This is a genomic window from Clostridium sp. ZBS2 (assembly GCF_023845855.1).
GTDB lineage: Bacteria > Bacillota > Clostridia > Clostridiales > Clostridiaceae > Clostridium > Clostridium aquiflavi.
The window spans coordinates 1-246 of the sequence record NZ_JAMQIF010000114.1; the positions used below are offsets into that span (position 1 = coordinate 1).

Genomic DNA, 246 nt, shown 5'->3' on the forward strand with positions numbered 1-246 from the left:
AATTTTTTTATTATTATATTCGTCTAGTTTTTCTTCATCAATTTTTCTAATAGGCAAAGTAAAAATTACTTCTGTACCTTCTTCTGGGTTACTATTTATCCATATTTCTCCTCCATGCATTTCAACAATTGATTTCACTAAAGATAATCCTATTCCACTTCCCTCATAATTTTTATGCAAAGAATTTTCAACTTGTTTAAATCTTTCAAATATTTTTTCCTTATATTCTTTTGGAATTCCTATTCC

At 26.0% G+C, this 246-nt stretch carries 1 protein-coding gene; it reads right to left on the reverse strand.

The window, feature by feature from the left end; translation table 11 throughout:
• A partial coding sequence (locus NG918_RS16715) for an ATP-binding protein (protein ID WP_252227171.1) occupies positions 1-246 on the reverse strand: 246 nt, incomplete at both ends.